We start from the raw sequence: 26,031 nt of genomic DNA, 5'->3' as shown, positions 1-26,031 counted from the left end.
CCTTAGCTGCTCGGGGACGCGGTGTCGCTGGGGCTGGAGGTGTCGGACGGGGTGGCGGAGGGCGTGTCGGACGGGGTCGCGCTGGGCGTCGGCGACTCGGCCGGCGCCGGGCCCCAGTAGCTGACCGTGATCGTGTCGCCCTTGTTGACGGTGCCGGTGGGGTTGACGCTCTCGACGTCGCCCTCGATCTGGCCGCCCGGGTTGTCGATGCGCACCTTGTCGACCTTGAGCCCGAGGTTGCCGAGCTCACGGGCGACGTCGTCGACCGGGCGGTCGAGGTAGTCGCTCTCGTCGAGCACCACGGTGGTGTCCTCGGTGGTCGCACTGGTGGTGGGTTCGCTGGGCGACGACGGAGCGGACGACGACTGCGTCGGGGTCTCGGTCAGGCCGTCGTCGGGGCCGGGCCCGGTGCCGCTCCGGGTGATCACCAGCACGACCAGGACGACCAACGCCACCAGCAGGAGCACGCCGAGGATCACCCAGATCGGGTTGCTGCGGCGCTGCTCGTCCGGGGCGTACGGCGTGGGCGTCGGGTCGGCGACGACTCCGGCCAGCACCTGGGTGCGGTCGGGCACGGGCACCGGGACGGGTGCGCCGGCGATCCGGGTGGCCGCGGTGGCGGGGTCGCGGAGCGCGGCGGCGAACGCGGCGCCGTCGCGGAACCGGTCCTCGGGCTTCTTGGCCAGCGCCGTGGTGACCACGGTCGCGAGGTCGCGGGGGACGGCGGGGGGCAGGTCGGGCACCGGGTCGCGGAGGTGGGCGAGGGCGGTGGCGACGGCCGTGTCGGCGACGAAGGGGCGCCGGCCGGTCAGGCACTCGAACGCGACGACCCCGAGCGAGTACACGTCGGACGCCGGCGTGGCGGTGAGGCCCTGGGCCTGCTCGGGCGAGAGGTACTGGGGGGTGCCCATCACCTCGCCGGTCTGGGTCAGGCCGATGCCCTCGGCCGCTCGGGCGATGCCGAAGTCGGTGATCTTGACCCGGCGGTCGGGCGTCACGAGGAGGTTGGCGGGCTTCACGTCGCGGTGGACGATGCCGGCCGCGTGCGCGGCGCCCAGCCCCTCGGCGGCCTGGGAGAGCAGGTCGCGGACGGCCGCCGGGTCCATCGGTGAGCCGGGCCGGATCAGTGCGGAGAGCGGCTGCCCGTCGACGAGCTCCATGACGAGGTAGGGACGGTGCACGCCGGAGCCGTCGGCGGACTCGGCCTCGCCGAAGTCGTAGACGGTGGCGATGTTGGCGTGGTGCAGCGACGCGGCGTGCTGGGCCTCGACCTCGAAGCGGGTGCGGAACGACGGGTTGTCGGCGTACTCGCTCTTGAGCACCTTCACCGCGACCTCACGGTTGAGCGACGTGTCGGTCGCGCGCCACACCTCGCCCATGCCGCCGGTGGCGATGCGCGCGTCGAGCCGGTAGCGCCGGGCGTCGTCGACGAAGCCGAAGTCCGGGGTGGGGGGCTGCTCGCTCACTTGACCACCGCTTCCATGACGGCCTTCGCGATCGGGCCGCCGTAGACGCCACCGGCGATCTCGCCGCGCGGGATGTCGGCCTTCTGGATCATCACCGCGACCGCCACCTCGGGGTTGTCAGCCGGCGCGAACGAGATGTACCAGGCGTACGGCGGGACGTCGTCGATCCCGCTCTGGGCGGTGCCGGTCTTGCCGGCGACCGAGATGCCCGGGATGGCGCCCGGCGAGGCGGTGCCCTCGTTGACCGTGTCGACCATCAGCTTGGTCACCTCGCTGGCGGTGGTCGCCGAGACCGCCTGCGAGAGCTCCTCCGGATCGGTCTTGTCGACCACGTCGAGGTCGGCGTCCTGCTGCTCGTCGACCAGGTACGGCTTCATCACGGTGCCGCCGTTGGCGAGGCCGGCCGCGACCATCGCCATCTGGAGCGGGGTGGCCGCGACCTCGAACTGGCCGAAGCCGGTCTGGCCGAGCTCGGCGGTGTTGATGTCGGTCGGGAACACCGACACGGCTTGGGGGCTGATGTCGTCGAAGTAGTGCTGGTTGAAGCCGAAGCCCTCGGCCGTCTTGGCCATGTCCTCGGCCCCGACCTCGCCCGCGAGGGCGGCGAAGGTGGTGTTGCAGGACTGCTCCATCGCCTGGCTGAAGGGGATCCGGGTGCCGTTGGCTCCGCAGCTGCGGCCCTCGTTGTCGATCAGGCCGGAGTCGTCGCGGGTGAGCGGGAGCTGGTAGGTCACCCCGCCGGGCACGGTGTCGCTGGCCGTGTAGAGGCCCTTCTCGATCGCGGCGGCGGCGGTGACCACCTTGAACGTCGAGCCCGGAGGCAGCCGGGTCTGGATGCCCCGGTTGAGCAGCGGCTGGGCGGGGTCCTTGTCGAGCCGGTCGTAGGTGTCGCTGGCCGCGGACAGGTCGTGCGAGGCGAGCTTGTTGGGGTCGTAGGTCGGCAGCGACACCATGGCCAGCACCTTGCCGGTGGAGGGCTGGAGCGCGACGACCGAGCCCTGCACGCTGGGCCCGAGCGCCTTGAGCCCGTCGTACGCCGCCTGCTGGGCGTCCGGGTCGATCGTCAGCTGGACGTTGCCGCCCTTGGTCGGGTTGTTGCTCAGCAGGTCGACGAGCTTGGTGACGAAGAGCCGCGAGTCGTCACCGGAGAGCACGTCGTTCTGGCTGCGCTCGACGCCGGTCTGACCGAAGTAGGAGAACCACCCGGTGATGGGGGCGTACACGAGCGGCTTGGGGTAGGTGCGCTGGAACTTGTACTCGTCGTCGCTCTCCACGCTCTGGGCGACCGAGGTGCGACCGACCAGGATCGCCCCGCGCTCGCGTGCGTAGGACGCGACCAGCACCCGGCGGTTGCGCGGGTCGTCGTTGAGCTTCCCGGACTTCCAGTACTGGAGATAGGTGGCGTTGAGCATCAGCGCCAGGAAGAGCAGGAGGCAGAAGATGGAGATCGTGCGGATCGGCTTGTTCATCAGAGCTTGACCACCTGGGTGGAGTCCATGTCGATCGCGGCCGTGTCGTCGGAGAGCTGCGGGACCGGGCGTCGGGCCTGGTCGGAGATCCGCAGCAGGATCGCGATGATCACCCAGTTGGCGATCAGCGAGGAGCCGCCGTACGAGAGGAACGGGGTGGTGAGGCCGGTGAGCGGGATCAGGCCGGTGACCCCGCCGATGACCACGAACACCTGGAGGGCCAGGACGCTGCCGAGACCGGTGGCGACCAGCTTGCCGAAGCCGTCGCGGCAGATGAGCGCGGTGCGCAGCGCCCGCTCGACGAGCAGGCCGTACATGAGGATGACGGCGATCACCGCGGTCAGGCCGAGCTCCTCGCCGATGGAGGAGAGGATGAAGTCGGAGTTGGCGTAGGGGACCCGGTTGGGGTCGCCGTCGCCGAAGCCGCGGCCGATCAGGCCGCCCCAGCCCATGCCGAACATCGCCTCGACCGGCTGGAAGGCCTGGTCGCTGGTGCCCTCGCCGTAGTAGTCGAACGGGTGCCGCCAGATGTCGAAGCGGATCCGGACGTGGCCGAAGAGGTAGTAGGACAGGGTGGCGCCGCCGAGGAACAGCAGCCCGCCGACCACCAGCCAGCCCGGTCGCTCGGTCGCGACGTACAGCATGATCAGGAAGAGGCCGAAGAACAGCAGGCTGGACCCGAGGTCGTGCTGGAAGACCAGGATGCCGAGGCTGACCAGCCACATCGCGAGGATCGGGCCGAGGTCGCGGCCTCGGGGCAGGTCGACGAAGAGCACCCGGCGGCCAGCGAGCGCGAGGGCGTCGCGGTGGAGCACGAGGTAGCCGGCGAACGCGATGACGAGCAGGACCTTGGCGACCTCGCCGGGCTGGAAGCTGAACGGGCCGAGGTGGATCCAGATCCGGGCGCCGTTGATGGTGCGCCCGATGCCGGGCAGCATCGGCAGCAGCAGGAGCACGATCGCGGCGAGCCCGCTCGTGTACGTGAACCGCTGGAGGACCCGGTGGTCGCGGATCGCGACCAGGGTGACGACGAAGAGGAGCACGCCGAGCGACATCCAGATCAGCTGCTGTTGCGCGAAGCCGGCGCCGTCGCCGGCAGCCTCCTTGGCCAGGTCGATCCGGTGGATGACCGCCAGTCCGAGCCCGTTGAGCGCGGCCACGACGGGGAGCAGCACCGGGTCGGCGTACGGCGCGACGAACCGGATCACCACGTGGGCGCCGATGATCAGCGCGGCCAGCCAGCCGCCGTACGGCACGAGGTCGGTGGGCACCTCACCCTCGACCCCGATGCCGACGGCGGCGTACGCCCCGACGCCGACCGCGAGCGCGAGCACCAGGAGGAAGAGCTCGGCACCCCGGCGACGCCGGTGCACGAACCCCATCAGTGCGTTGGTCTGGGCCATGCTCAGCCGCCCGCCGGGGCTTCCTCGGACGTCTGCCGGGCGGCCAGGTCCTGGACCTTCGCCTCGGCGTCCTCGATGTTGTCGTAGGCGATGCCCTCGCGCACCCGGTCGGCCTCGATCTCGCTGAGCAGGTCGACCTGCACGTCGGAGGTCTCGAAGAGCGTGTTCAGCGAGACGCCGGGCAGCTCGGCGTTGACGCCGCGGAAGATGACGACGGCGCCGTCGTCCTCGCCGACGAAGTACTGGTCCTGGCTCCACGACCAGGCGGCGGCGAGCACGAGCCACAGGACGCCGACCAGGGCCACCAGCGCGCACAGCCGCTTGAGCCAGACGAACCGGCGCGGCGGGCGAGGGGCGTAGCGGGCCTGCTCGGGGTCGATCGGGTCGTTGGTGATCGCCCCGTCGGGCAGGTCGGCGGTGATCGGCTCGAGCTCACCGGTGTCGCCGGCCCGGTGTCCCCGGAAGAGCCCACCCATCCCGCCGCCCGGCCGCTGGCGGGGCAGCCGGCGCTCGGCCGCCGCACCGACGACGATCGGCTCCGGCTCCTCGTCGTAGGGCCCCTCGAGGACGTCGGCGACGACGCAGGTGACGTTGTCGGAGCTGCCGGCCTCGAGGCTGGCGCGGACCAGCTCGACGGCGGCGAAGTCGGGGCCGCCGGTCGCGAGGATGTCGGCGAGCCGGCCGTCGTCGAGCACGCCGCTTGCGCCGTCGCTGCAGAGCAGCAGCCGGTCGCCGACGGCGAGCTCGAGCACGAAGAGGTCGGGCTCGCTGTCGCTCACGCCGTCGATCGCCCGGAGGATGAGGTTGCGGTGCGGGTGGACCCGCGACTCCTCCTCGGTGATCCGGCCCTCGTCGATCAGGCTCTGGACGAACGTGTGGTCGGAGGTGAGCTGGGTGATCTCGCCGCCGCGGAAGAGGTAGGCGCGGCTGTCGCCGACGTGGCCGACGCCGATCCGGGAGCCGTCGAAGAGCGTGAGCGTGGCGGTGGTGCTGGTGCCGCTGAGGGCGGGGTCCTCGTCGACGAGCTCGACGATCCGGTCGTGGGCACGGTGCACGGCGCCGGCGATCCGGGCGAGGAGGTCGTGGCTGGGGTCGCCGGTGCTCGGGACGCTGTCGGGCGGCTCGTCGAGGCGGCGCAGCTGCTGGATCGCGGTCGCCGAGGCGATGTCGCCCCGGGCGGCACCGCCGACGCCGTCGCAGACCGCGAGCAGCCAGGGGCCGGCGTACCCGGAGTCCTGGTTGTCCTTACGGACCCGGCCGACGTCGGAGGTCGCGGCGAACTGGAGGCGCAGACCTGCGGTCGCTTCGGGAGAGTCGGTCATCCGGCTACTTCCTGAGCTCCAGGATCGTCTTCCCGATGCGGACCTGCGTGCCGATGGTGATCGTCGTCGGCTGGGTGATCCGCACCGTCCCGACGTAGGTGCCGTTGGTGGAGCCGAGGTCCTCGACGAACCACTGGTCGCCGGACGCGGCGATCCGGGCATGGCGGGTCGACACGTAGTCGTCGTCGAGCCGGATGGCGGCGTCGGTGCCGCGCCCGATCAGGACCGGGCCCTGCGAGAGGTCGGCGCGCTCGCCGGCGCTGGAGCCCTCGGTCACGAGCACGTGGGTCGGGGAGCCGCGGCGCTTGGCGGGCTTCGCCGGTTTGGGCGCCTTGCCCGTCGTACCGCGGGCAGCCTCGGGCACGCGCGCGCCGAACATGTCGGAGCGGATGACCGAGATCGCCGAGAGAACGAAGATCCAGAGGATCGCCAGGTAGGCGACCCGGATGAGGAACAGCGTCAGCTCGGACATCCTCAGCCTTCCTCGACGACCCGGACGGTCATCGTGGTGTTGCCGATCTTGACCTGCGAGCCGTCGCGCAGGCCGGCCTGCGTGATCCGGTGGCCGTCGACCAGCATGCCGTTCGTCGAGCCGAGGTCGTGGACCTCGATCGCGATCCCGGACTCGCCCCCGGTGACCGTGAACTCGATGTGACGCCGGCTCACCCCCGGGTCGTTGATACGGATGTCGGCGTCGGTGCCGCGGCCGATGACCAGCCCGGGCGGCTGCAGGGGGTGGCGGGTGCCGTTGACCTCGAGCACGGCCCGGGCGCGACGGGTCTGGGTGTGCGTGGCGCTGCCGGTGACCTTGGCCTGGGCGCGGCTCCTGATCCGGAACCGGCCGGTGGTGAGGTCGTCGGCGGCCTCGAAGGCGATCGTCACCGGGCCCGGGAAGACGTAGCTCTGGTGGTCGGCGTGGGCACGCAGCTGGGTGACCAGCTCGTCGGCGACCGCCGAGTCGTACGGCGCGAGCCGCTCGAGGTCGGTCGGGGACAGCTCGACGTGGAAGTCGTTGGGGACCAGCCGGCGATCGCGCGAGAGGATCTGCGCGTTGTTGTCGCACTCGCGCTGGAGGGCGGCGGAGATCTCCACGGGCTGCACCGCCGAGCGGAAGGCTCGGGCGAACGCGCCGGAGATCATCTGCTCGAGCCGGAGCTCGAGCTTCTGGAGTCCGCCCACGTCGCCTCCTTCCGTCCACGTCCGGTGGGTCGTGCCCGCTGCGCGGTCGGTCGAACCGCTGACGGCAGCGCGTGCCACCCCGGCCGGCGGCCGGGCTGCGACCGATCGTAACGGGGTCGTCAGAGGGGGTGCGGGACGCCCACCCGACCCCCCGGGCCCGGTTTGGGACAAACCAGCGCGCTGGGATACCGTTAGCCCGCTTCACGCGCGAGTGGCGGAACGGCAGACGCGCTGGCTTCAGGTGCCAGTGTCCGAAAGGGCGTGGGGGTTCAAATCCCCCCTCGCGCACGTGAGTAGCCCCGGGGATGACCTGGGGCTTTACTCATTTCCGGAGTTAGCCTGAACGCCCAAGGGCGCACGAAGGGTGCACCAGCCTCTACTCGGAGAGGTTTGGACATGGCATACATAGAGAAGCGACGCCGCACCGACGGCCGGATCTCGACGTGACTGGGCATCACAAGTGGATCCATGCTGGCAGAGCCGCCAACCGGGCGGACTCGAAGTTGTAGAACTTCTTGAACGCCCAGCCATCGACCAAAGTCCGATGGAACCTCTCGATCTTGCCGTTGGTCTGCGGCCGGTAGGGCCGGGTGCGTTTCGGCGTGATGCCAGCTCGGCGCAGGTGTCGCGCCACAGGTACGACCGATAGGCCCCGCCGTTGTCGGACAGCACCCGTTGCACGGTGACGCCGCGCTCTGCGAACCACGCCACGGCGTTGCGCAGGACTTCGGCCGTGGTCTCTTTCGTCTCGTCGTCGCGTGCTTCGACGTAGGCGACACGTGAGTGGTCGTCGATCGCGGTGTGCAGGTAGCAGGTCCCGATCAGCGGCTTGGAGTACTTGCTGTTGGCGGCGCCCGTTCGAGCCGCGGTGGCCGCACGGTTGCACCATCCCTGTTCTCGGCCGGTGTAACGCCAGCCGCCGCCGTGGGGGACACGACCGAGCTTCTTTACATCAACGTGGATCAGATCACCGGGACGCTCGTGCTCGTAGCGTCGGATCGGCTCACCGGTGGCACGGTCGATGTGGGTGAGCCGATTGAGCCGGCACCGCCGAAGGACTGCGTACACGGTCGAGGACTGCATCCCGAGCCGATCGGCGATCTCGACCGGACCCAGGCGCTGCTTCCACCGCAGGTGCACGATCTTTCGCACCACGGAGGCCGGGGTCCGGTTGGCTTGGTGGTGCGGGCGTGAGGACCGGTCGAGCATGCCTGCCGGCCCCTCGGCTCGTATCGGTCGGCCCACTTCCTCGCAGTCCTCCACGACACGTCGAAGCGCTCGGCGGCACGCGCTGGTGGCCATTGGTCCTCCGCGATGAGCTTGGCCATCTGCAGGCGGGCACGTGGGGTCAAGGCAGCGTTGGCGTGGGTAGCGTGGGACATGAAGGCCTCCTTCGGTGGCGGAGCGGTCAACAGCTCCACTCCACACCGGGAGGCCTTCACCCATCTACAACTCAGATCGCGTCATCGCACGATCTCGACCAACGTAACTGGGCATCACAACTAGGAGGCTCCCGTGACGGCGCGATAAAGCTCGAGGTTTCAGTGCTGGCACCGACGCGCAGAACCTCGCACGGGCCGACGGCTTCAAGAAGATGGTGGAGGCTGCTGGCCAGCGGTGGCCGGCCGGCTGGGTAAAGGGCGAGGGCTTCGTCCGGCCGGTCGGCGAGGCGGATCCGCTAACTGAGCCGCCGCGGTTCGTTGATATCGGCGAGGAGTACGTCCGCCAGATCGTCGACCGCTCGTCCGGCCAGCGCAAGCGGAATTGGGCCACCTCCGCGTGCTTGAAGAGACCAGGATCCGAGGCTCGCTGATCTTCACGAAGCCGGTGACCGCGATCACCGAGGCAGACCTCAAGGACTGGTTGATCGATTGGGACCGGTCACTCAAGACGAAGGCGAACTATCACGGCCTGATCTACGGAGTCTTCGGATACGCCGTCGTGGCGCGGTTGAAGCCGTAGACGTGTTCGCGGGCCGCCGTCGCGTACTCGCTCGCCTCGCGCTGGTCGCTGCCATCCAACTGTTCTTCCTCGGCCTAGGTGGGGGTCGGCGCATGAAGTGTCACCGATCGAACCCGCGTGCGCGCGCCACCAGAGTGGCAGGGCTGGATAACCCGCAGGGGTGTCCCATGGGGTTGCCGCGTGCGGGCTTCCAGAGCTTTCTCTGAACCTGCTCATCGAGCGAGCCGCCACCAACTCCGACGATGCCCGTCGACTACGGTTGCCATGCCGGCGGAAGCTGAGCCAACTGGATACGGCTGGTTCACCCCTGGGGCGCACGGAACGAGGAAACGGGAGGCAACCGGAGGCAACCGGACCCTGGTGGTTGCACCCCACCCGTTCTCGGTCGTCTGCGCTGGTCGGCACAGGCACCGGGCGGTCGCTGGGATGCGAGTCAGGCCGACCGCACGACATCCGCCCGGAGCCTTGTCGAGCAGAGCTCGCGGAGCAGGCTCGCCGCGTTTCTCATGCACCTCTCCTCGTCCGGTTCCAGCTCCATGAGGGAGTAGGCGCGTCTGATCCCAGCGTCATTGAGCTCAGCCAGACTCGCCTCCAGCCGGCCGCAGACGGCGATCGTGGCGACGCCTGCCCTGGCGGCCGCGCGGGCGACGCCGACGGGTGCCTTGCCATGGAGGCTCTGGGCGTCGAGGGATCCCTCTCCAGTGATCACCAGGTCGGCACCTCGGACGACCTCGTCAAAACCGAGGAGGTCCAGCATCAGCTCGATACCAGGACGTGCTTCTGCCTGGAGGACGGACAGCGCGGCAAACCCGACGCCACCCGCCGCCCCGGCGCCGTGCATGTACCGGGCATCGAACCCGACGGTCCCGGCGACCGCCTCGCCCCATGCCTCGAGCGCGTCCTCCATGCGCACGATCTCCTGAGCGCTGGCCCCCTTCTGAGGGCCGTAACGAATCGCTGCGCCATCCGGTCCGATCAGAGGGTTGTCGACATCAGAGGCCAAGACGAACCTGGCTTCCCTGAGTTCCGGAGCGAGCTCAGCCACGCTGATCATCCGCACATCGCCAAGGCCCACGGCTCCGTCGCGCACTGCGGTGCCATGGGCGTCGAGTGCGCGCAGCCCGAGCGCCTGCAGCATGCCGGCTCCACCGTCGGTGCTCGCGCTCCCCCCGACCCCGAGAACGATGGTGCGCGCGCCCATCCCGAGCGCGTAGAGAATGGCCTCACCGAAGCCTCGGGTGGTCGACGTCATGGGACGCAGGATCCCGTCCGGGAGGCGCTGCAGCCCACACACAGTCGCCAGCTCGAGGATCGCGAGATCGTCCCGTATGGCGAAGTAGGTGTCATGGCGTGCCCCGGTGGGGCCGGAGACGGTCATCGGCACCCGTCGAAAGCCCGCGGTCAGCGCGGCGTCGACCGTGCCGTCACCACCATCGGCCACGGGAAGAGACGCTGCCGAGACGGCGTCGCCCAGATCGCCCAGTCCCAGGCTCAGCGCGGCGCAGACGTTGACTGCCGACAGCGACCCCTTGAACTTGTCCGGCGCCAGCACCACTCGCGTCACGTCCCGCACCCCTGAGACCTCCGTATCCATCGCGTCGAGTCCCGGGCGGAACCCGGGAGGCGAACTCTCCAGATGTCCAGCCAAGTCTAGAACAACCGATTGCGCAACCGTTGACTTAACCGCCGAGGGCTGAGTATGGTCTCCGTCACACCCCCGCGGGGGTGCTCTCCCCGCAAGCGCGACGACACGGCCGCTCGACGCACGATCATCACAGGAGGACGCTTCACGGCCGGACCTGCACCCCGCGGCTGCTCGACCAGGACAGCCGACACGACACACCCCGCCGGACCGCTTTCCAGCAACCGAACTTTGTACTTCGAGGAGCCACCGTGAAGCCAGGATTGGCGCAACCGCCCGCGCGGAACGAGTCGAGACAGCTGGTGCTGGAGACGATCGGCCTGACGAAGCGGTACGGAGCGGTCACGGTTCTGTCCGACGTCTCGCTCCAGCTGGGGCGGTCGTCGGTGCTCGCGCTCGTCGGTGAGAACGGCGCCGGCAAGTCGACGCTTCTCAAGATCATTAGTGGAGCGGTGTCAGGTGACGGAGGACGAATCCGAATCAACTCCGAAGATGTGAGCCTCGACTCGCCGTCATCGGCGAACTCTGCTGGCGTGGCCACGGTTTACCAGGAGCTCAGCCTCCAACCGGATATGACGGTCGCGGAGAACCTCTTTCTCGGCGATTATCCGAGACGAGCTGGGCTCATTGAGTGGAAGAGCGTGCGGCGCGGCGCAGCGGCAAGTCTGGACGAGCTCGGAGTGCAGGTTCCGCTCGACACCGCGGTGGGCCGGCTGAGCTTGGCCGAACAATACATCGTCGAGATCGCCAAGGCGGTCAGGCATCAGCCGTCGATCCTCATTCTGGACGAGCCCACCGCTGCCCTAGATGCAGACGACTCGGAACGAATCTTCCGCCTCATGGACGACCTCAAGGCCCGCGGGACGAGCATGATCTTCGTCTCGCACCGCCTGTCGGAGCTCTATCGAGTCGCCGACAGCTTCGTCGTTCTCCGGGACGGACGTGAGGTGGCGTCAGGGCGCATGGAGGACGCGGCCCCGGACGACCTAGTCGCCAACATGCTGGGGCGACGGGCTCAAGCGACGTCGCCGGCGCGTGACGCGGCTCGCTCGGCGCGTGTCACGCCGACCGGGACGTACGCGTTGGAAGTGCGCGACCTGGCGACGCAGCAGGTGAACGGCGTCTCCTTCAGCGGGCGCGCTGGGCAGGTCATCGGCGTGGCCGGGCTGCGTGGGTCGGGACAGTCGGACCTCTGCCGGGCGCTCGTCGGCGCTGAGCCGCTGACCGGCGGAACGATGAAGATCCAGGGTCAAGATTATCGACCGCGGACCCCGTCGCAGGCACTGCGATCAGGCGTCGCTTTCGTGCCGGTCGACCGAAAGACCCAAGGGATCTTCGCGAATCTCAGCGTGGCCCAGAACATCTCGATGTGCCAGACCGTCAAGACCGCACCGCGCGTCATTGCGCGGGGTGACGAGCGTCGTATCGCCGAGGCGTACCGCGACAGTCTGTCGATCAAGCTGCCCGAGGGTCGCGTGGAGTCATCGATCACGGCACTTTCCGGCGGGAACCAGCAAAAGGTGGTTCTGGCCAAGTGTCTGGCGTCGGCCCCTTCGGTGGTGGTTCTCAGTGAGCCGACGCGAGGCGTCGACATCTCGGCCAAGATGCAGATTCACACGGTGATCAAGCAGCTTGCCGACGAAGGCATGTGCGTGATCGTGAGCTCCCCCGAGATCGAGGAGCTCACCAGCTTGTGCTCCTCGGTCGTCGTCATGCACCGCGGCGAGATGACGGCTTATCTGGAGGCAGACGAGATCAACGAGCACAACATTCTCCGATTCGCATCCGGAACGGAGTCGTAATGCGACCGATAACGAGTCGGACAGGAAGGTCAAGCGAGATGCCGACGGATACAGAGACGATGCCGCAGAGAACGGCGACAGAAGTTCAGGTGGACCGACCCTCACCCCTGATGGAGTTCCTCAACAGGTACAAGGTCTTGGTGTTCTTGGGCCTCTTGCTGTTGGTGCTGTCGATCTTCTTCGTTCCGGAATTCCTGAGCTCTCGCAACCTCCTGAACGTCCTCCAGCAGATGGCGATCGTGGGAGTGATCACGCTCGGCATGCACTTCGTCATCGTCACGGCCGGTATCGACCTCTCGGTGGGCTCGACCCTGCAAGTGACCACCGTGACGTTTGCGCTGTTCTTGGCAAGTGAGACCTCGTTGCTGATTGCGCTCGTGGCGTCCTTGAGCGTCGGAGCGCTCATCGGCCTCATCAACGGTCTGGGAATCGTCCTCCTCAAGGTGCAGCCGTTCGTCATCACCTTGGGCACGCTCGCCATCGGGCAAGGCGTGGCGCTCTCGCTGTCGGACGGCCAGCAGGTAACTTACGAGAAGGACTCCGAGCTGCTCCGGTTCCTCGGGCGCGGTGGAGTCGGTGATCTCTCTGGTCAATTCATCGTCTTCGTGGCCCTGGCCATCGTCGCCTGGGCCGTCCTTCGCTACATCCCCTTCGGCCGCTACGTCTATGCCGTGGGCGGCAACGCGGAAACGGCGAGACTCTCCGGAATCAACGTCAACCGCGTTCTTCTGACCGTCTATGTCATCAGTGGATTGTGCGCGGCGCTCGCGGGGATCATGACGACAGCCACTCTGTCGGTCGGCGTCCCGACTGCGGGTGCGCTGGCGAACCTGGATGCGATCGCGGCCGTCGTCATCGGTGGCACGAGCTTGATGGGCGGGAAGGGCAACATCTGGGGCAGCGTTGCCGGCGCCTTCATTCTTGCGACGATCGCCAACTTGATCGTCTTGGTCGGGGCGGGACCGTACCAAGCCTACATCGTCCGCGGCACGGTCATTATCGCCGCGGTCGCTCTGGCCTCGGTCGAATTCGGGCGGCTGCGGCGGCAGGCAAAGCTCAGTGAATCCACTGTGGCTTGAAACCTTACCGAGAGGTGCACGACATGAAGAAGCACATCCTAGTAGCTGGGGCGGCCGTGGCCGTGGGTCTGGCTACGGCGGGCTGTGGTGGCAGTGACAGCGGTGGTGAGAAGAAGAGCGCGTACACGATCGAAGAGATCCAGGAGGGGATGGGCAAGTTCTGCGATTCCGAGTGCAAGGACCAGCTGACGCTCGAGGCCGACCCGTCGTCCATCGACTGCTCGATCGCGGCCATGTCGCCGACCACGAGCAACCCGTCGAACGCAGAACTCATCAGCCTGTTCGAGGACCGCGTGAACAAGTGGTTCCCGAACGTCAAGGCCAGCACCACGAACGCCAACTCTGACCCGGTCCTGCAGGCCAGCCAGATGGACACCCTCGTGGCCAAGGGCGTCGACGTGATCATCATCAGCGTTGCCGACACCGAGGCGCTGGCCCCGGCCGTCGAGGCCGCCCAGGCCCAGGGCGTCAAGGTGGTCTCGGTCGACCGGAAGGTGCCCACCGAGGTGACCACGACGGTGCAGCCCAACAACTACGACATGGGCGTCCAGCAGGGCGAAGCGGTTGCCGAGCGCATGGGTGAAGAGGGACGGGTGGCCATCGTGTACGGCACTCCCGGTGTGACCGAGTTCGGCGAGCGGACCGATGGGTTCATGGATGCTGTCGAGCCCTTCCCCGGGATCCAGGTCGTCGCCCAGGTGAACGGCGACAACCAGACCGACACGACCTACAACGTCACTCAGAACCTCCTGACCAAGGAAGGCTCGGCCGGGCTGGACTGGATCGTAACGCAGTCCGACGTCATGGCGCTCGGCATCGTGCGCGCGCTCGAGGAGAGCGGCCAAGACGACGTCAAGGTGGCGGCCATGGACGCCCACGACCCCATCATGACGGAGATCAAGAAGGAGACGGTGGAGTTCACGATCCCCTATCCCCAGACCGTACTGCACGGCCTCGTGGCAGCTGCCAAGGTCTGTGCGGGGGAGCCAGTTGACAAGACGATCGGGATCGCCCACCCCCTCATCGACAAGTCCAATGTCGACGAGTACTTCGGAATGAACGGAATCGGCGAGAAGCCCTGACTTCGTTCGGGGCACCGCCACGCCACACCCTGGTCACCCAACGCAAGCGACGAACGGAGCGACGTGAAGGACGGGAAAATCGTCTTCGACGCCGTCGTGCATGTGCACGACTACCGCGACGAGATGTTGATCAACGATGATGGGTACTTTCTCAAGAAGACCACTCGGGCCGATATCGAGGGTACCCGTAGGAATGGTCAGGAAATCTCCGTAGAGGCGACGGAGAGGCCACCCGACATCGCATGGTCGAACAAGGTCCTCTTCGAGGACTCTGACACCGATTTCGCCATGGTCCAGACCATCCCTCTGTTCGGGGTCTTTCGTGACGGGATGGCGCCCGCCGCTGGTTCCCACCGGCTCGCGGCGTCGAACCCGGAGCGCTTCGTGTTCTGCGGGGGTGTCGACCCGATCCACCAGGGCGTGCGCGGTGCGTTGTACGAGATGGAGCGACAGGTCGCTGAATGGGGCGCCACGAGCTTCAAGTTCTACCAAGCGCAGTCGATGCGGCACTGGTGGACGGCCGACGACCGAGAACTGGCCTACCCTCTCTTCGAGAAGGCGCAGGAACTCGGCGTGAAGATGGTTCAGTTTCACAAGGGCCTGCCGCTCGGGCGGCAGCGCGTCGAGACGCTCCGTCCTAACGACATCCAGCTTGCGGCCTACGATTTCCCGGACCTCAACTTCGGACTTCACCACCTCGGCGATCCTTACGTCGACGAGACGATCAACATCGCGGCGCGCTTTCCGAACATCTACCTCGTGCTGCCGGTGCTGTTCAACCAGTACTTCGTCCAACCGACGCCCATGCTCCATCGGCTCGGGCAGGCGCTGCTCATGGTGGGCGAAGATCGGCTCTGCTACGGCACAGATGCCTTCTTGTGGCCCAAGGTCCAGCTCTACATCGACCTGCTCGCGACGCTGCAGTTCCCCGAACAGCTGCAGGACGAGTTCGGCTACCCCGAGATCACCGAAGCAACACGCGAAAAGATCATGGGGAAGAACTTCGCCGAGGGCTTGGGACTGGATCTTCCGGCCATGGCGGCTCGAGCGGGTCTGACGAGCAATGGCTGATCCGGCTGAGTCGGCACCCCATGACGTATCCGCCGTCGCCAGGCGTCCCGAGGTGGTCGACCTGAGTCGCCGCTTGCGGGGACACGGGGGGGACTTCCATCTCGTCAGCCTCGATGAGGGTGACCTTGGGATCGAGTTCTTGGGTGCGTGCCGCGGCTGTCCGGCAGCGACGTTCACTTTCACGGCGGTGGTCGAGCCCACCCTCCGCGCGATCCCAGGCGTCGACAAGGTGAGCGTCTCGGGAGCTCACGTCTCGAAGTACGTCGCACGACGAGTGCTCTCGCTTCAAAGCGCGGACTCGCACTGCCATCACCACGGAGCGGAAGGAGCACAACATGGCTGACCAGAAGACCATCACGGGCGTGATCCCGGCCGCGCTCACGCCCTTCGACACCGACGCGAGGATCAGCAAGGGTGACCTCACCGCGCACCTCACCTATCTCGCGAGCGTCCCCGGCGTTGCGGGCGTGACGGTCAACGGCCATGCCGGCGAGGTGGCCTCGCTCAGCCACGCCGAACAGCAGTTCGTGCTGACGGCCGCGCGCGAGGTCGTGTCGGAGCACCAGACGCTGGTCGCGGGCATCTACGCCCACTCGACGAGTCAGGCTCGGGGGTTGGCCGCGATGGCGGCAGACGAAGGCGCCGACGCGGTCCTCGTCTTCCCGCCGGAGGTGTGGGAGTTCGGTATCGCTGATGACCCTCGGCAGGCGTTCCGCTACTACGAGGCCATCGCCGAGGCGTCGAAGCTGCCCGTCGTGGCGTTCGTGTACCCCAGCTCGTCGCCGGTCCATCTGTCCACCGACACGATCATCTCGCTCTGTCACGAGGTGCCGCAGATCGTTGCCGTCAAGGAGTGGTCGAACAACATTTTCGTGTACGAGGGCACCCTGCGGCGCCTGCGGGAGGAGCACCCGCACGTGAGCCTGCTGTCGAGCCACAGCCGCTCGCTGCTGCCCACCCTGGTCTTGGGAGCGGACGGCATCCTCTCAGGTCACGGCAGCCTCGTTCCTGAACTGCACGTCGCTCTGGTGGACGCCGTTGCGACATGCGATCTGGACCGGGCGAGAGGCCTCGCGCTCACACTCCATGGCCTGACGAAGGAGTTCTACGCGTCCCCGATTGCTGACGGCTTTACTCGCATGAAAGCAGTGTCGAAGATGCTCGGCAGGATCGAGAGCGACATCGTGCGGGAGCCGCTCCTCCCGCTGGGGAGGGAAGAACTCGACCGGCTCGCCACGTGGGTGCCGACGCTCGAGGACATCGGCAAGCTCCCCCCGGGCGGCGATCTCCGATGACAGGAGACAACCGGTCCTCAATGGAGTATCTCTCCGAGAGATTCCCCGAGGTGGCTGACGCATATCGAGATCAGTTTCGTCGCACCGTCGAGCTGGACGGACCCCTGAGTCCTCGCATCCGAGAGCTGGTCTTGCTCGGGGCATACGCAGCAACCCGACAGCCGCGTGCATTTGCCCTCCACTGCGAGCGAGCACTGCGATCGGGATGTGACGTCGACGAGGTGCGCCAGGCGGTCCTTCTCACGCTCGGTGCGTCCGCGACTCTGGAGTGGGTGGTCGACGCGCTGCGTTCGGTTGACGAGATCCACCAGCGAGTGACAGACGGAGAAGCAGTTGTCCCGGAATAGCGCGCAGAAGACGGAGCGAAGCATGTTCGACCTGAAGGGATCACGCGCTGTGGTCACCGGGGCCTCGGGCGGAATCGGAAGGTCCTGCGCGTTGGCGCTGGCCGCCAGTGGTGCTGAGCTGGTGCTGTTCGACATTCATGCTGAGCGGCTCGAGGACACAGCAGAGCAGCTCCTCGACGTGGGGTGCAGGGCCACCGTAGTCGTCGGCGACGTCACCTCGGAATCGGATCGGGCCCGATTGTCCGAAGTGACGCTCGATGGTGGAGCACCCGACGTACTCGTCAACTGCGCCGGGATCATCAAGAGACAAGACATCACCACGATGGCTCTCCTGGATCTGGACGTGCTGTGGGACGTGAACGTTCGGGGGACGGTCGGCATCACCCAGTCGTTGCTGCCGGCCATGATCCAGGCAGGCCGGGGCAAGATCATCAACCTGGGCTCCCTGGGTTCGGTGACGGGGCTCGACCGCCGGACCGCATATGCCACCACCAAGGGCGCGGTCGCCCTCTACACGAAGAGTCTGGCCCGTGAAGTGGGTCAATATGGCATCTGCGTCAACGCCATTGCTCCCGGGTATGTCGACACGAGCATGACCAGCGAGTGGATCCTCGGTGACTCCATGCGCACAGAGCAGTTGCTCTCTCGCATCCCGCTGGGCAGGTTCGGCAGACCCGAAGATGTGGATGGCCTCCTGATCTTCTTGGCGTCCGCCGCATCCGACTACCTCACTGGTCAAGTGATCATGCTCGACGGCGGGTGGACGACCACGTGAGCACTCTCAGTCATCTCATCCAAAGGAGCACATGAGAAATGGACATCCGGTTCACCAACTCCCGGGTTCTCGTGACCGGCGGCGGCAAGGGTATCGGCGCCGCAGTCGCCGAGGCTTTCGCCGAGGCGGGCGCCACGGTCGGCGTCCATTACCACCAGGGCCGCGAGGACGCGGACCAACTGGTCGAGCGATTGACGGCCAGGGGCTTGGCTGCCTTCTCCCTGGGTGCGGACCTCACGGCGGACGAGGCTCCGTCGAACCTGGTGAAGGATTTCGTGAAGCTGGCGGGCGGTGTTGACGTCTTGATCAACAACGCAGGGGGCCTGATCCGGAGGTCGCCCGTCGAAGACACCGATGACGCATTGTTCCGCGACGTCGTGCAGCTGAATTTTGGCTCCGCATTCGCCATGACCCGTGCGGTCATTCCCTACCTCAGGGCCAACGGGGGCGGGAGCATCGTGAACATCTCCTCTGTCGCTGCGCGAACAGGGGGCGCCGGTAACGCGGTGGTCTATGCCGCATCCAAGGGTGCGCTCACGACCTTCAGTCGAGGTGTGGCCAAGGAGGTAGTGGCTGATGGCATCCGCGTCAACAGCGTCGAACCGGGGCTCATCGATACGGCATTCCACGCCAACACCACACCGTCGGCGTTCCAGACCATGGCCTCGGGAGTGCCGATGGGGCGTGCCGGTCGCCCCGCGGATCTGACGGGGGCCGTTCTCTTCCTTGCAAGCGATGTTCACGCCGGCTACATCACGGGCCAGTCGATCGGCGTGAACGGTGGCCTCTGGGTCGACTGAAAGCCTCGTCCCAGCGCAATTGTTTGTATAAAGGAGTAGATCTTGCTTTCTACATCAGATTCGACGGCCCAGCCGATCACCTTGGCAACGCCGATCGACCTGGGTCCCATGCATCTGAAGAACCGGATCGCCATGCTTCCGCACGGCCTCATGTGGGCTGCCCGCCCCGACTTCCTGCCGAACGCTCGGCATCGTGAGTACTACGCGGCGCGGGCACGAGGCGGAGCTGCGCTCATCTGCCTGGAGAGCTCGGTGATCTCTCCAGACGCACGTTCGGTGCACTCCCTCGTCCACTCCGGCGACCCGGCGTGCGTCCCCGGCTACGCGGCTATCATCGACGCAGTGCACGAGCACGGGGCCAAGATCTCCGGCCAGCTGGTCCACTACGGCAACGAAGGCTCGACGTCCTACAGCCGTGCGCCCCTGGTGGGGCCCAGCGCTGTACCCGACCCCGTGCTGCGCCAGCAGTGCCTCGCCTTGGACAGCGCGGGGATGGCGAGAATCCTCGAGCAGCACGTGGCGGCCGCCAAGAACTTCGCGGAGGCCGGTTTCGATGCGATCGAGCTCAAAGTCGCGCACGACGGCTTGTTGAGGCAGTTCCTATCACCCCTCGCCAACACGCGCGAGGATGAGTACGGCGGATCCGCAGAGAACAGGATGCGTTACATCCTCGAGATCTATCGGGCCATCCGGGCCGAGGTCGGCGACGAGATCGCTCTCAGCGTCAGGTTGGACATCGACGAGCGCGTCCAGGGCGGGTGGGACCTCTCAGATGGCATCGCATTCAGCCAGATCTTCGAACGATCGCAGCTCGTGGACTACATCAGTGCCGACGAGGGCATCATCGCCAGCCTCGACAGCGTCATCGCACCGATGGCGTTCTCGGAGGGGTACGCCGTCGAGAGAACGGCAACGGTGAAGGCTGCGACCTCCCTCCCCGTGATCGCCTTCGGACGACTGACGAGCGCGGACTACGCCCAGACGATCGTGCGCGAAGGCAAGGCCGACGTGGTCGGCTTTGCTCGGCAGATGCTGGCGGACCCCGACTTCGCGAACAAGGTTCTCAGCGGTGATGGCGCGCGGGTGCGCCCGTGCACCGCCTGCAACCAGCTGTGCCTGGGCCACTCCGAGCGCGACATCCCGGTCAGTTGCGTGGTCAACCCCTTCGCGGGGTTCGGCGAGCACCGCGTCCGCCGTTCGAGCGTCGGGAAGCGTCTCGTCGTGGTGGGCGGTGGCCCAGCGGGACTGGAGGCGGCCCGGGTCAAGGCTGAGGACGGCTACGACGTCACGCTGCTCGAGAAGAACGGGACTTTGGGGGGCGCGCTCGCACTCGCAGCGAGCGTTGGCGGCCGCTCGGGCTGGCAGCCGTACCTCCACTGGCTTGAACGTGAGGTCGCCCGCCTCGGTGTGGAGGTGAAGCTCAACACCGAAGCAGATGCCGAGCTCGTCGCGAGTCTCGAGCCCGACCTCGTCGTGATCGCTGCAGGCGCAGCCTCGTTCTCCCCGGACGTGGGCTCCGGTCTCCCAGTCTTCACCGTGGAGGACTTCGCGGCTGGGGCGCCCGTCGAGGGCCGTGTCGCCGTGGTGGATCAGGGATATCCGTCCGTCGCACTCTGGTTCTCGGCGCTGGAAGCCTTCGCCCGCGGTGCCCGGGAGGTGGTGGTCGTCACCCCGGAGCCGATGTTCGGTAGCCGGTTGGACTCCGCCACCCGACTCAAGCTGAATCGCGATCTGGCACCCCATCCGGTGAGGGTGCTGCCTGATCATCGACTGATCGAGGTGACGCAGGAGGGGATCGTCGTCCAATCGGTGTTCGGCCCGCACACCACCGAGCTGGGGGTGGACGCCGTCCTGATCAGCACGGAACGGCAGTCCGAGGGTGGCGCTCTGGTGGAGCAGCTGCGTTCGAGGGGCTACCGGACGATGGTGGTGGGTGACGCTCTGGTGCCCCGCGATGCCGCGGCGGCGATTCTGGAAGGCAGCGGTATCTGAGCTCGCGCTGGGCCACGGACGCCTGACGCGGTGAGCCGAGCTGGCTCGTGCGGCGTGGGCGGAGGAGCCCTGCCATCGCGCGCGACGTCGCTGCACCGAAGCGCGACGACCCGGTTGCGAACGCACGTCGTGGACACGCGCCCGGATCGCCACGGCGGGAAGTGGGCGGCGTCGCCCCATTTGATGGCCCGCACGGGTGGGAGGGCCCGCGCCCGTCCGCTGACCGATCTACGACCCGAGGCGCGGGCCGGTCGAAAGGCTCCCATCCGACCGGCTCGGCCTCAGCCCAATGCCCAAGCAGAGGTGGGGATTGCGCCGTCCGCGGCCCCGTCTCGAGGACTTTCGACATCGACAGGTAATGCGCCGACGAACCTGTTGACGCTGCCGACATAGTGCGTTAACGTCCCGATTGTTAACGGTCAACAATCTCGGATGGACTAGGAGTTCGACGTGGCACCGAACCAGATTCCGAGCAGCCCGCTCGCAATGCACCCCATCTCTCGCCGTGGCTTCATGGCCAGCTCGTCCGTTGCCGCACTCAGTCTTGCGATGGCGTCATGCGGCCTGGGAGACGGAACTGAGCCGACCGGCGACGGCAAGGACGCGGCAGCTGTCGCCGGCCGCAACGGCATGGCCCAGTACGTCCTCAACAACACGTGCCTGCAGTCCATGAGCGTCGGAGCCATGGCCGCATGGAAGGCGCTGGGACAGGGCGCCAAGTCGCAGGGCTTCGACGGGTCGAACTCTCAGCAGTGCCTGCAGCAGGCATCGCTGGCTGGCGCCAGCGGTCTGGACGAGTTCGTCAGCGGGCTGGCCGACGACGCCATCTGGGACCGGTTCATGACCACGCTGGCCGACCAGGGCGTCTACGCCCACTCCATGTCGAGCATGATCCCCTGGGCGATTCCGGTGGAGCCGAAGTACAAGGGCTTCAACGTCGGCCAGCTCTTCGGCCCTTTTTGTGACGAGAGCTACCACACCGCCCGCGCCCTGTTCGAGAAACTGGGCGGCGAGGGCGACATCATCCAGCTCAAGGGCACCCCCGGATTCGCGGGAGAGACCATGCGGACCTACGGATTCAACGCTGCTCTGGCGGAGTATCCGGGGATCAACGTGATCGCCGAGGCGTTCACCAACTGGGACCGCGTGACCGCGGCGACCGTCACTGAGCAGCTGATCCAGGCCCATCCCAGCGCCCGTGCGATCTTCGGGAACAACGACTCCATCGGCGCCGGCGCCGTCACCGCCCTCCGGTCTCTTCACATGAAGAACGTCCTCGTGACCGGCGTGGACGGGGACCCCGAGTTCGTCCAGATGATCGCCGACGACGACGGGCTCGCCTTCTGCACGTCGGCCGCACGGTGCGATCTCAACGGGATGTACATGGCTGTCCGCACGTTCGATCGAGCGAATGGAGTCGAGTACGACCCGGCGGAGTCGCTGATCGTCGTGGGCGACGTCTTCATCGACACCCCGGATGCGGCACGCAAGATGCAGGAGCTCGTGGGGACGGTCGGAGACGAGCCGCCCTACGACGCGAAGGCGGCTTCCCGCTTCTATCACCCCGACGACTGGCAGGTCCCGTGGGAGATCGTGGTGCTGGATCCCTTCCGGGAGTGGGCGCCGGGTGGCTGGACCCAGGCTCTGGACAACTACGAAGCTCCCAGCCAGATTCCGGACAACGTTCCGGCCGAGTACCTGGAATCGATCAAGCCGGAGAACGCGGAGCGCCTCAACAAGCGCTACGCCGAGGCGAACACCCACTTCTTCAAGCCGGTGCAGGAGCTCTCGAACTACCAGGAGCCGATCCTCTACACGCTGCCGCTGCCTCCCACGGTGCCCGCTCCCTACACGACCCCGCCTGAGTGGGCGTGAGCACCCAACGTGCGGTGAAGAGAAGCTGAGTACCGGGTGGCGAGTCGCCGTGCGGGCAGCGCAACCCTGACAGAAAGGCGGTCCCATGGTCGAGGTGCATGAGGACCTCATTGTTGAGCTGCAGGATGCTACGCAGACGTTCGGTGTGGTGCGTGCCCTTGATGGAGTCTCGATCAAGGTCGGGAAGGGCGAGTTCGTCGGGCTCGCTGGGGAGAACGGGGCAGGCAAGTCGACCGTCCTCAGCGTCCTGTCCGGACTCATCCGGCCAGACGCTGGCACCATCCGACTGCGTGGACACGAAGTCCCCCAGCGGGATTGGAGCTTTCACAAGGCCAATCTCGCCGGGGTCTTCCGGATCTACCAGGAACAGGCGCTCCTGCCGAACCTGAGCGTGTACGAGAACATGTACCTCGGGCACGAGAACCTGTTCTCGCGTGCAGGAACGATCAATCGACGCCGGATGCGAGCTCTGGCGCGTCAGCACATGGAAGAGTTCGTGGGCCGGTCCATCGACCCGGGCGCCTTGGTCGGCGGCCTGTCATGGGGCGAGCGCCAACTCGTAGAAATCGTGCGAGCCTTTGCCATCGCTTCGCTTCTCGAGATCCGGTCGCCCTTGATCCTGTTGGACGAGCCAACCGCCGCGATGACGCATGACGACCTCGAGGCGTTCTACTCCTTGCTCGGCCGGATGCGAACTCAGGCGACCTTCGAAGAGGCGTCCTTCCTGCTCGTCTCACACCGCTTGGACGAAGTTCTCAGGCTGAGCGACCGCGTCTATGTCATGAAGGACGGGCGCGTCGTGGACGAGGTGACCGATACCGGGAGCGTCGACGAGGCTGATCTGCACGCTGCGATGGTGGGACGTGCGCGCGCCCACAACTACTACTGCGAGGACCGACAACGCTCTAGCTTCGGACGCGAGAGCATCCAGCTGCGCAACCTGTCGGTGAAGAACGCCTTTCAGGACGTCAGCTTCGAAGTCCATGAGGGCGAGATCGTCGGAGTTGGCGGGGTGACCGGGTCGGGCAAGTCGGAACTCGGCCGTGCTCTCGCCGGACTGTCGCCGATCGACTCGGGCACCCTCGGGATCCACGGCCACGACGTCACAAATTCATCCGTGGGCGAGCGCATCGGAAAGGGAATCGGATACGTACCGCTGGACCGCCACAGCGAAGGCATCATTCTCTATCTGCCGATCGATCTGAACATGACGTTGTCTGCGCTCCGGCAGTCTGCAACAACAGGGCGGTTCATCCTGTCGCGGACCAAGGAGAGAGCGACTGCAACGCAGGCCATGAAGCGCTTTGCGATCCGAGCGCCCAACTGCACGGTAAAGCCGGCGGACTTGAGCGGCGGCAATCAGCAGAAGGTCGTCATGGCGCGCTCGCTCGTGGCAGATTCGACGGTCCTGATTCTCGACCACCCGACCCGCGGCGTCGACGCCGGAGCGAAGCACGAGATCTACCAGCTGCTGCGAGACCTGGCGGACCGTGGCGTTGCCATCATCATGATCACCGACGAATTGCCGGAGCTCATCGGTCTGAGCAACCGCATCGTCGTCATGCGAGGCGGCGTCGTCACTCAGGAGACCCTGTCGCCCGCGGGAGCGAAACCGTCTGAGGAAGACATCGTCAAAGCACTGGTGTAGTTCGCGCCAGACCCTATTCAGCAGGAGCTTTCCTTGACCAACTCCCACGTCTCCACCCCGGTTGACCGAAGCAGCGAGCGGCCTCCCGAGCACGCCGCGATCAGCTCGAGGGCGAGCCGGCTGCCGCGCCCCGCCGTCCGGCAGCTGGTCCCGTACGCGGCGCTCGTGGCGCTCTTGGCCTTCTTCACCACCCAGTCGGCGAACTTCCTCACCGTGACCAACATCCTCGTGATGGCGCAGAGTGCCTCGATCCTGATGGTGATTGCGCTGGGGGCAACTCTCGTCGTCGTGGCCGGAAGTGTCGATCTCTCGGTCGGAGCAGTGGCCACGATCGTGGGGGTACTGGCGGCGCACCTGAGCCAGCAGGGACACACGTCGTCGATCTGGCTGCTGGTGCTCGTGGGTGCCCTCTGCGGACTCGTCAATGGCATCCTCGTCGCGTACGTCCGATTGCCGTCGTTCCTCGTCACCCTCGGCACGATGTTCATCTTCGGAGGCATCGCCGCGAAGATCACCGGCGGCTACTTCGTGTCGCTGAACTACCCGTCGCTGAGCGAGGCCGTCAACGGCAAGCCGATCGGCCAGATTCCTGCAGGACTCCTCTGGATGGTCGTCGCCATCGCCGTCTCGGCGTTCCTTGCCTACCGGACGGTGTTCGGTCGGCGGGTCTATGCGATCGGGGGCAACGAGAAGGTCGCCAAGCTGGCCGGCCAGCCCGTTGAGAGGACGAAGGTGTGGATGTTCGTCTTCTCAGGGCTCCTGGCCGGATTCGGTGGCCTCATGCTGGTCGCGCGCGCAGGCGGGTCATCCCCTGACATGGGCGAGCCGTTTTTGTTGACGGCCATCGCGGCCATCGTCATGGGCGGCACTTCGCTCAACGGAGGTGTCGGAGGACCCGCTCGAACGATCGTCGGCGTGGTCATCATCGAAGTCCTCACCAACGGACTGATCATCATCGGCGCAGACCCCTATTACCAGAACATCGCCCTGGGAAGTGTGATCATCTGCGCCGTCATCGTCACCATCAAGAGGTCGGAGATGGCCGCCATCAAGTGAGTGGTCGGCCTGGTCGAGGGAGCGTGCCTGACGCTCGACCTCGGTCAGGCGCGGACGCTCGCGGCCGGGTCGACGAGGTTGTTCCACCGGAAGTAGCAATCCTGAGTGGCTCTCACGTGGGCCCGCATGATCTCCATCGCCTGGTGCGCATCCCCGGCTTCGAAAGCGTTGACGAGTGCCTCGTGCTCATTCCACGCCTCGCGCGGACGTTCCATCGCCATGGGCCAGAAGTACCAGCTCAGCTTCTTGGTCAGCTGACTCGTCAGATCCTTGAGGATGAGGTTGTCGGCGAGCTCGTACACGAGCCGGTGGAACGACGCGTTGCTCTCGACCAGTTCTCGTTGCGCTCCTGCCTTCAAGGACGCGCGCGCTGCCTTGATCTCCCGCCGCATCTCGTCGATGACCAAGGGGTCGGAGTGTTGAGCGGCCAAGAAAGCTGCGTCGCACTCGAGGAGCTCTCGCACGTGGAAGAACTGCTGCGCCTCATCGACCGAGGGTCGATGGACGAACGCTCCCTGCCGAGGCCGCAGGTCCACCCACCCGTGCAGGCTCAGGTGGTACAGGGCCTCTCGAATGGGGCCCCGGCTGACTCCGAGCCTCGCGGCGATGTCGGTCTCCACCAGATGGGCGCCCGCGTCGTAGGTCCCGTCGATGATCAGCGCCTCGAGACGCAGCCGCACCTGGTCGCGCAACGGGGGTTGCTGCGCCAGCCGCTCATCGCTCACACCCAATATTCCCGCCACTCTTCCTCCACCAGGCTGTGCGC

The 26,031-nt window shown here is 66.8% G+C and carries 23 protein-coding genes, 1 tRNA gene and 1 pseudogene; 15 read left to right on the top strand and 10 right to left on the bottom strand.

The window, feature by feature from the left end:
* Positions 1–2: 2 nt before the first annotated feature.
* The 6 genes from PD653B2_RS01045 to PD653B2_RS01020 are packed head-to-tail and all read right to left on the bottom strand — an operon-like array spanning position 3 to position 6,839.
* Positions 3–1,466, bottom strand: a complete 1,464-nt coding sequence (locus tag PD653B2_RS01045; protein ID WP_085870471.1) for a serine/threonine-protein kinase — start codon at positions 1,464–1,466, stop codon at positions 3–5.
* Positions 1,463–2,935: a peptidoglycan D,D-transpeptidase FtsI family protein gene (locus PD653B2_RS01040; RefSeq protein WP_085870470.1), complete on the bottom strand. Its 1,473-nt coding sequence runs from the start codon at positions 2,933–2,935 to the stop codon at positions 1,463–1,465. Before PD653B2_RS01040 ends, PD653B2_RS01045 begins: the two co-directional genes overlap by 4 nt.
* Positions 2,935–4,338 carry an FtsW/RodA/SpoVE family cell cycle protein gene (locus PD653B2_RS01035; RefSeq protein ID WP_085870469.1) on the bottom strand — a complete coding sequence of 468 codons (1,404 nt, stop codon included), beginning with the start codon at positions 4,336–4,338 and terminating at the stop codon, positions 2,935–2,937. Before PD653B2_RS01035 ends, PD653B2_RS01040 begins: the two co-directional genes overlap by 1 nt.
* Positions 4,339–4,340: 2 nt before the next feature.
* Positions 4,341–5,660: a PP2C family protein-serine/threonine phosphatase gene (locus PD653B2_RS01030; RefSeq protein ID WP_085870468.1), complete on the bottom strand. Its 1,320-nt coding sequence runs from the start codon at positions 5,658–5,660 to the stop codon at positions 4,341–4,343.
* A gap of 4 nt (positions 5,661–5,664) precedes the next feature.
* On the bottom strand, positions 5,665–6,132 hold the full coding sequence (locus tag PD653B2_RS01025; protein WP_085870467.1) for an FHA domain-containing protein FhaB/FipA: 468 nt from the start codon (positions 6,130–6,132) through the stop codon (positions 5,665–5,667).
* A gap of 2 nt (positions 6,133–6,134) precedes the next feature.
* Entirely contained in the window at positions 6,135–6,839 is a 705-nt protein-coding gene (locus tag PD653B2_RS01020; RefSeq protein WP_085870466.1) for an FhaA domain-containing protein, read from the bottom strand.
* A gap of 205 nt (positions 6,840–7,044) precedes the next feature.
* On the opposite strand from PD653B2_RS01020, the gene PD653B2_RS01015 reads away from it, so the two are divergent.
* Positions 7,045–7,127: transfer RNA gene (locus tag PD653B2_RS01015), tRNA-Leu, on the top strand.
* A 172-nt stretch (positions 7,128–7,299) separates the two neighbouring features.
* Here the strand turns inward: PD653B2_RS01015 and PD653B2_RS25505 are convergent.
* Positions 7,300–8,221, bottom strand: a pseudogene (locus PD653B2_RS25505) (IS481 family transposase); the annotation flags it as partial.
* 397 nt (positions 8,222–8,618) lie between these two features.
* Between PD653B2_RS25505 and PD653B2_RS01005 the strand changes: the two are divergent.
* On the top strand, positions 8,619–8,801 hold the full coding sequence (locus PD653B2_RS01005; RefSeq protein WP_133058917.1) for a hypothetical protein: 183 nt from the start codon (positions 8,619–8,621) through the stop codon (positions 8,799–8,801).
* Between the two features lie 433 nt (positions 8,802–9,234).
* On the opposite strand, the gene PD653B2_RS01000 is transcribed toward PD653B2_RS01005, so the two are convergent.
* A complete protein-coding gene (locus PD653B2_RS01000; protein ID WP_085870464.1) occupies positions 9,235–10,395 on the bottom strand; it encodes a glycerate kinase in 1,161 nt (386 codons plus the stop codon).
* A gap of 299 nt (positions 10,396–10,694) precedes the next feature.
* Here PD653B2_RS01000 and PD653B2_RS00995 point away from each other — a divergent pair, with 299 nt between their 5' ends.
* The 12 genes from PD653B2_RS00995 (at position 10,695) to PD653B2_RS00940 (ending at position 24,209) form a co-directional block, all read left to right on the top strand.
* Positions 10,695–12,245 carry a sugar ABC transporter ATP-binding protein gene (locus tag PD653B2_RS00995; RefSeq protein WP_165763281.1) on the top strand — a complete coding sequence of 517 codons (1,551 nt, stop codon included), beginning with the start codon at positions 10,695–10,697 and terminating at the stop codon, positions 12,243–12,245.
* A 110-nt stretch (positions 12,246–12,355) separates the two neighbouring features.
* Positions 12,356–13,324 (top strand): ABC transporter permease, encoded by a 969-nt coding sequence (locus PD653B2_RS00990; RefSeq protein WP_165763280.1) that lies wholly within the window; start codon positions 12,356–12,358, stop codon positions 13,322–13,324.
* Positions 13,325–13,347: 23 nt separating this feature from the next.
* Positions 13,348–14,406 (top strand): sugar ABC transporter substrate-binding protein, encoded by a 1,059-nt coding sequence (locus tag PD653B2_RS00985; protein ID WP_085870461.1) that lies wholly within the window; start codon positions 13,348–13,350, stop codon positions 14,404–14,406.
* A 63-nt stretch (positions 14,407–14,469) separates the two neighbouring features.
* Complete coding sequence (locus PD653B2_RS00980) at positions 14,470–15,477, top strand: amidohydrolase family protein (protein WP_085870460.1); 1,008 nt, start codon at positions 14,470–14,472, stop codon at positions 15,475–15,477.
* Positions 15,470–15,820 carry a NifU family protein gene (locus PD653B2_RS25985; protein ID WP_085870459.1) on the top strand — a complete coding sequence of 117 codons (351 nt, stop codon included), beginning with the start codon at positions 15,470–15,472 and terminating at the stop codon, positions 15,818–15,820. Before PD653B2_RS00980 ends, PD653B2_RS25985 begins: the two co-directional genes overlap by 8 nt.
* The gene (locus PD653B2_RS00970) at positions 15,813–16,772 is read left to right on the top strand and encodes a dihydrodipicolinate synthase family protein (protein WP_085870458.1); all 960 of its coding nucleotides are present in this window, start codon (positions 15,813–15,815) and stop codon (positions 16,770–16,772) included. Before PD653B2_RS25985 ends, PD653B2_RS00970 begins: the two co-directional genes overlap by 8 nt.
* Entirely contained in the window at positions 16,769–17,119 is a 351-nt protein-coding gene (locus PD653B2_RS25980) for a carboxymuconolactone decarboxylase family protein (RefSeq protein ID WP_085870457.1), read from the top strand. Before PD653B2_RS00970 ends, PD653B2_RS25980 begins: the two co-directional genes overlap by 4 nt.
* Before the next feature lie 22 nt (positions 17,120–17,141).
* A complete protein-coding gene (locus tag PD653B2_RS00960) occupies positions 17,142–17,894 on the top strand; it encodes an SDR family NAD(P)-dependent oxidoreductase (RefSeq protein ID WP_085870456.1) in 753 nt (250 codons plus the stop codon).
* A gap of 38 nt (positions 17,895–17,932) precedes the next feature.
* Entirely contained in the window at positions 17,933–18,694 is a 762-nt protein-coding gene (locus PD653B2_RS00955) for an SDR family NAD(P)-dependent oxidoreductase (RefSeq protein WP_085870455.1), read from the top strand.
* Positions 18,695–18,736: 42 nt separating this feature from the next.
* Positions 18,737–20,686, top strand: coding sequence for an FAD-dependent oxidoreductase (locus PD653B2_RS00950; RefSeq protein ID WP_345775735.1), 1,950 nt, complete (start codon positions 18,737–18,739; stop codon positions 20,684–20,686).
* A gap of 450 nt (positions 20,687–21,136) precedes the next feature.
* Complete coding sequence (locus PD653B2_RS00945; RefSeq protein ID WP_133058918.1) at positions 21,137–22,561, top strand: sugar ABC transporter substrate-binding protein; 1,425 nt, start codon at positions 21,137–21,139, stop codon at positions 22,559–22,561.
* 85 nt (positions 22,562–22,646) lie between these two features.
* Positions 22,647–24,209, top strand: a complete 1,563-nt coding sequence (locus PD653B2_RS00940; protein ID WP_085870452.1) for a sugar ABC transporter ATP-binding protein — start codon at positions 22,647–22,649, stop codon at positions 24,207–24,209.
* A 17-nt stretch (positions 24,210–24,226) separates the two neighbouring features.
* On the opposite strand, the gene PD653B2_RS24555 is transcribed toward PD653B2_RS00940, so the two are convergent.
* Positions 24,227–24,421 carry a hypothetical protein gene (locus PD653B2_RS24555; protein ID WP_133058919.1) on the bottom strand — a complete coding sequence of 65 codons (195 nt, stop codon included), beginning with the start codon at positions 24,419–24,421 and terminating at the stop codon, positions 24,227–24,229.
* Position 24,422: 1 nt separating this feature from the next.
* Here PD653B2_RS24555 and PD653B2_RS00935 point away from each other — a divergent pair, with 1 nt between their 5' ends.
* Positions 24,423–25,265: an ABC transporter permease gene (locus PD653B2_RS00935; RefSeq protein WP_133058920.1), complete on the top strand. Its 843-nt coding sequence runs from the start codon at positions 24,423–24,425 to the stop codon at positions 25,263–25,265.
* Positions 25,266–25,309: 44 nt separating this feature from the next.
* On the opposite strand, the gene PD653B2_RS00930 is transcribed toward PD653B2_RS00935, so the two are convergent.
* Positions 25,310–25,990 carry a GntR family transcriptional regulator gene (locus PD653B2_RS00930; RefSeq protein ID WP_165763278.1) on the bottom strand — a complete coding sequence of 227 codons (681 nt, stop codon included), beginning with the start codon at positions 25,988–25,990 and terminating at the stop codon, positions 25,310–25,312.
* Positions 25,991–26,031: the final 41 nt, after the last annotated feature.

The sequence above is a fragment of the Nocardioides sp. PD653-B2 genome, assembly GCF_002117935.1.
Taxonomy (GTDB): domain Bacteria; phylum Actinomycetota; class Actinomycetes; order Propionibacteriales; family Nocardioidaceae; genus Nocardioides.
Note: the sequence above shows the minus strand (reverse complement) of the source record. Positions and strands in the feature narration are given on the sequence as shown.